The sequence below is a fragment of the Sporomusa sp. genome (assembly GCF_057736855.1).
In genome coordinates this window covers 1-3,550 of sequence record NZ_JBYKYF010000306.1, presented here as the reverse complement: position 1 = coordinate 3,550, position 3,550 = coordinate 1, and the positions used below count along the sequence as shown (strand labels likewise).

Here is a 3,550-nt window from a genome sequence, read left to right as displayed (position 1 = left end):
TCAGTGTCTGGGAGATTTTTGAACTTGTTGTATACCGGGGAACAGTTGCTGCTTTGAATGGCAATAATTCGGGGAAGTTTCCCTAGTTCTTTAAAGCCGATATATACACCAAGCAGCATAGTGCCATTACCGGCAGGAACAACGATATAGTAAGGTATACCTACTTGCTCGTATATTTCGTAGGCCAGAGACTTAGTGCCTTCGAAAAACAATGGGTTATAAACATGGGAAGCATAGTAGGTTGTTTTAGCTGCATGTAAGATGGCTGCGGCTACATCATCACGTGTTCCTGGAACCTTAACAATATTGGCATTGTAGGCACTAATTTGTTTAATCTTACCTGCCGATGTACTCTCCGGTACATAGATATTGCAGGTAATTCCGGCTGCAGCACAGTAGGCGGCAAACGCGGCTCCGGCATTACCGGAAGAGTCTTCGGCCACTTCGGTAATTCCTAGTTTCTTGAGCATATTAACTGTGACAAAAGCGCCTCGGTCCTTAAAGGAACCGGTAGGATGCATATAATCAAGTTTTAAGATAACCTCGATATTGTGCAGTTTCCATATTCTTGATTACCCTTACATGTATCATAATATAATTGAAAATTAACGCAATATAAAATATATAACTTATTTCTTTGGCAAAACTGCAGGTTTTTACTTCTTTTGGCAGAATTCTTTCTAAGGGTAAATCCGTTATCAGCGAGGATAGGGAAGGAGTATTTGTATGAAGGCCATTATACAACTTATACCACTAGCGGAAGAAACACTTGTCGAAGTTTCCGGTATCGGTCCAGTAAACGGATATTTTGAAAACAGCGACATAGATGTTTCAGTAGAAGGTATACCAGATGCAGGTGAGATAAAGTTATCGATTGAACCGCATAATAAAGCGGATTTTACAGCATGTTCCTTTGCTATGCATATTATTTACCAGAGATTGGTTTTAGCGCATTTGGCTAACGGTAGTAAAATGATTATTGTCCCCGATAGTCTGGATGATGATTTGTGTGACACACAGGCCATCAAGGAGTCATTAAAAACCAATGGGGGAATATGGATAGACGGACTTTCTCAAGAGCATATCCAAGAAATCAAAAAATACTGCTCCTTATAAAAAAATAGGAATTTTGTGACGAAAATAACAGAACTCCTGCTAAATTCTGTCGGATTTAGCAGGAGTTCTGTAGGTTTGTGAGAATAGAGTAATGAATGGAAAGAATTTTTTAGGGTAGGTGACAAGCGCGATATAGCAAAAGGATTATAGTGATATATAGAAAATCTTACTATAAGGTGGGCTGTATTATGACTTTAATAGAACAAACACGGAAGATAAATCATCTGCTACAATCATCTGAAAAAGTAGATTACAATAAAATTACAATGCTTCTCAGCGAGTTTATGGCAGCGAATGTGTATCTGGTAGACCGAGAAGGTATAATTCTGGGATATGCTTTGGACCAAGACTTTGAATGTGGCATTATATTAGAAGACATATTAAAACAAGGTAAGTTTCCTGAAGAATATATGAAAATACTGCGACCTGTGCGTGAGACCACCAGCAATATTCGTCTCAAAGAAGGTTGTTGTGTGTTTAGCGAGCAGTTGCAGTGCCCTATTGGTGAAAAATATACCCTGGTAGTTCCTGTTGTGGGTATTGGCAAACGGTTGGGGACATTGGTTATTGCCAAGTTTCATGTTGAATTTACCGAAAATGATCTAGTATTAGCTGAGTATGGAGCTACCATGCTTGGTATGGATCTGCTCCGGGGTAGGGTGGATAAACTGGAAGAAGAAACTCGTAAGAGTACTATCGTTCAAGTTGCTTTAAATACGCTTTCTTATTCCGAGCTTGAAGCAGCAAAGATTATTATTGATGAACTTGAAGGCAATGAAGATTTGATTGTGGCCAGCAAAATTGCTGATCGTGAAAAAATCACCAGATCGGTTATTGTTAATGCTTTGAGAAAACTCGAAAGCGCTGGTGTCATCGAATCTAAGTCTCTGGGTATGAAAGGTACAAATATAAAGATTCTTAATGAACAACTCATTAAAGAATTAAAAAAGAGAAAATACTAAGTCTCGTTCTTGCCGACAGGCTATAAGTTAGTATACCCCCGCAAACCATATTGGCACTTTCAAAATCAATATGCCAATGAAATTGTTAATCAGAGGTAGTTTTCTACATATAGTACTTGGTAAATATTACATAACGCTGTTAGAGCAGGCCAAAGTGTAAACTATAGGTAAAGGTGTAAGAATTTCTACAAAAAAATTGATTAGGCAATCGACAGTTGCCTGTCTTGTCATACTTTTGTCATAAACCCATATTATGATAGGATTAGTAAATAAAGGGGGTATGCGTTATGAAACCTTTAATAAAAAAGACGATTACGTATTCAATGCTTGGCTTATTGCAGGTCGGCATGTTCTCTTCGGTAGCTGCGGCAGCGCCTAGTCCTTTACTGAATAATGATTCACAACACATCGTATTTCTACATCGTGATGATCATCGTGGTCCACACCGTGATCATCGCGGTCCGCATCATGATGATCGTCGTGATGCTGAGCGGCGACGTATCCATGACGAACGTATGCGTAAAGAGAAGGAGCGTCATGAGCGGGAAATGAGACGGCGCCCCCATGAAAGTCACAAAGAATGGCGCAAACGGCAAGAACGGGAAAGAAAACGCCATGAGCAGGCAATGCGCGAAATTGCCGCATTGTTGATTGGTATTGCGATTGGCTCAGCCAATAATAATTAGAAAAAATATACCTTGTAAAGATTAAAATCCCATGTAATTACACACGGGATTTCGTTTGGGATTTTACAGATCAAACTGCTCAATAATGCCGCAGGCGAATTCTTCAGCCATCATTAGGGCCTGGCATTCGATTTTGTTGAAGATATCAATGCTCCTGATGTAATTTTTGTTAAGCTGAGCAACAGCTTCATCTTTTGTCAATGTTAAATGTTCGTTCCACATTTTTTTCATGTGTTTTTGCGACCAGCACGGATTGATGTGGTTTAAAAAATAGGCGATTCTTTCGGCATTTTCATACCATTTTTTTTCGGCAGCTGCCACTGCATTGTTGTTGCCAGCCTTTGCTGCCTTGACCAGGTCGGCAGCGATAGTAAGATGATCTCTAAGTAAGCGTCTAAATTCAGCGGCAATTCTTGGCCCGTAAAATTCCCGAAATAGTCTCGCAAAATCATCGGCATTACGAAGCAGGCGATTGGTGGTAGCTTCCAAATCAGGCGAGCTAAAAGCAATACCGGTGATAACCATTCTTGTCCAGTATACATGTTGCAGCCATAACAGGCGCAGGCAGTCCCGTACATAAATGTCGGATGGTCTGCTCATAATTTCGTTGCAATAAAAGTGTTCGGAATTCCCGCTAACATGATTAGACATAGGGGCCTCCTTTTTATAACTGTGCTGCTACATAATATGCGCTTAGCCTAGAAAATGTCATAGTAATTCCTTACAAAATGAAGGGCGTGTCGCAAAACGTTTATGGAAAAAACGTCTTGTGACACGCCTCTTTTT

5 protein-coding genes are annotated in these 3,550 nt (G+C 40.0%); 3 read left to right on the top strand and 2 right to left on the bottom strand.

Annotated features, from left to right (window positions below; translation table 11 throughout):
• A partial coding sequence (locus AC29Z1_RS15180) for a pyridoxal-phosphate dependent enzyme (RefSeq protein WP_488272298.1) occupies nt 1-521 on the bottom strand: 521 nt, incomplete at its 3' end.
• Nucleotides 522-726: 205 nt separating this feature from the next.
• On the opposite strand from AC29Z1_RS15180, the gene AC29Z1_RS15175 reads away from it, so the two are divergent.
• The 3 genes from AC29Z1_RS15175 (at nt 727) to AC29Z1_RS15165 (ending at nt 2,764) form a co-directional block, all read left to right on the top strand.
• Entirely contained in the window at nt 727-1,116 is a 390-nt protein-coding gene (locus tag AC29Z1_RS15175; protein WP_488272297.1) for a hypothetical protein, read from the top strand.
• Between the two features lie 185 nt (nt 1,117-1,301).
• Nucleotides 1,302-2,078 (top strand): GTP-sensing pleiotropic transcriptional regulator CodY, encoded by a 777-nt coding sequence (gene codY, locus AC29Z1_RS15170; protein ID WP_488272299.1) that lies wholly within the window; start codon nt 1,302-1,304, stop codon nt 2,076-2,078.
• A 287-nt stretch (nt 2,079-2,365) separates the two neighbouring features.
• On the top strand, nt 2,366-2,764 hold the full coding sequence (locus AC29Z1_RS15165) for a hypothetical protein (RefSeq protein ID WP_488272296.1): 399 nt from the start codon (nt 2,366-2,368) through the stop codon (nt 2,762-2,764).
• Nucleotides 2,765-2,827: 63 nt separating this feature from the next.
• On the opposite strand, the gene AC29Z1_RS15160 is transcribed toward AC29Z1_RS15165, so the two are convergent.
• A complete protein-coding gene (locus tag AC29Z1_RS15160) occupies nt 2,828-3,415 on the bottom strand; it encodes a hypothetical protein (RefSeq protein ID WP_488272295.1) in 588 nt (195 codons plus the stop codon).
• Between the last annotated feature and the right edge of the window lie 135 nt (nt 3,416-3,550).

What these genes read in the sequence shown, in the direction of transcription:
- AC29Z1_RS15175 (WP_488272297.1), top strand. Translation starts at nt 727, where the DNA reads ATGAAGGCCATTATACAACTTATACCACTAGCGGAAGAAACACTTGTC.
- AC29Z1_RS15160 (WP_488272295.1), bottom strand. Translation starts at nt 3,415, where the DNA reads ATGTCTAATCATGTTAGCGGGAATTCCGAACACTTTTATTGCAACGAA.
- AC29Z1_RS15165 (WP_488272296.1), top strand. Translation starts at nt 2,366, where the DNA reads ATGAAACCTTTAATAAAAAAGACGATTACGTATTCAATGCTTGGCTTA.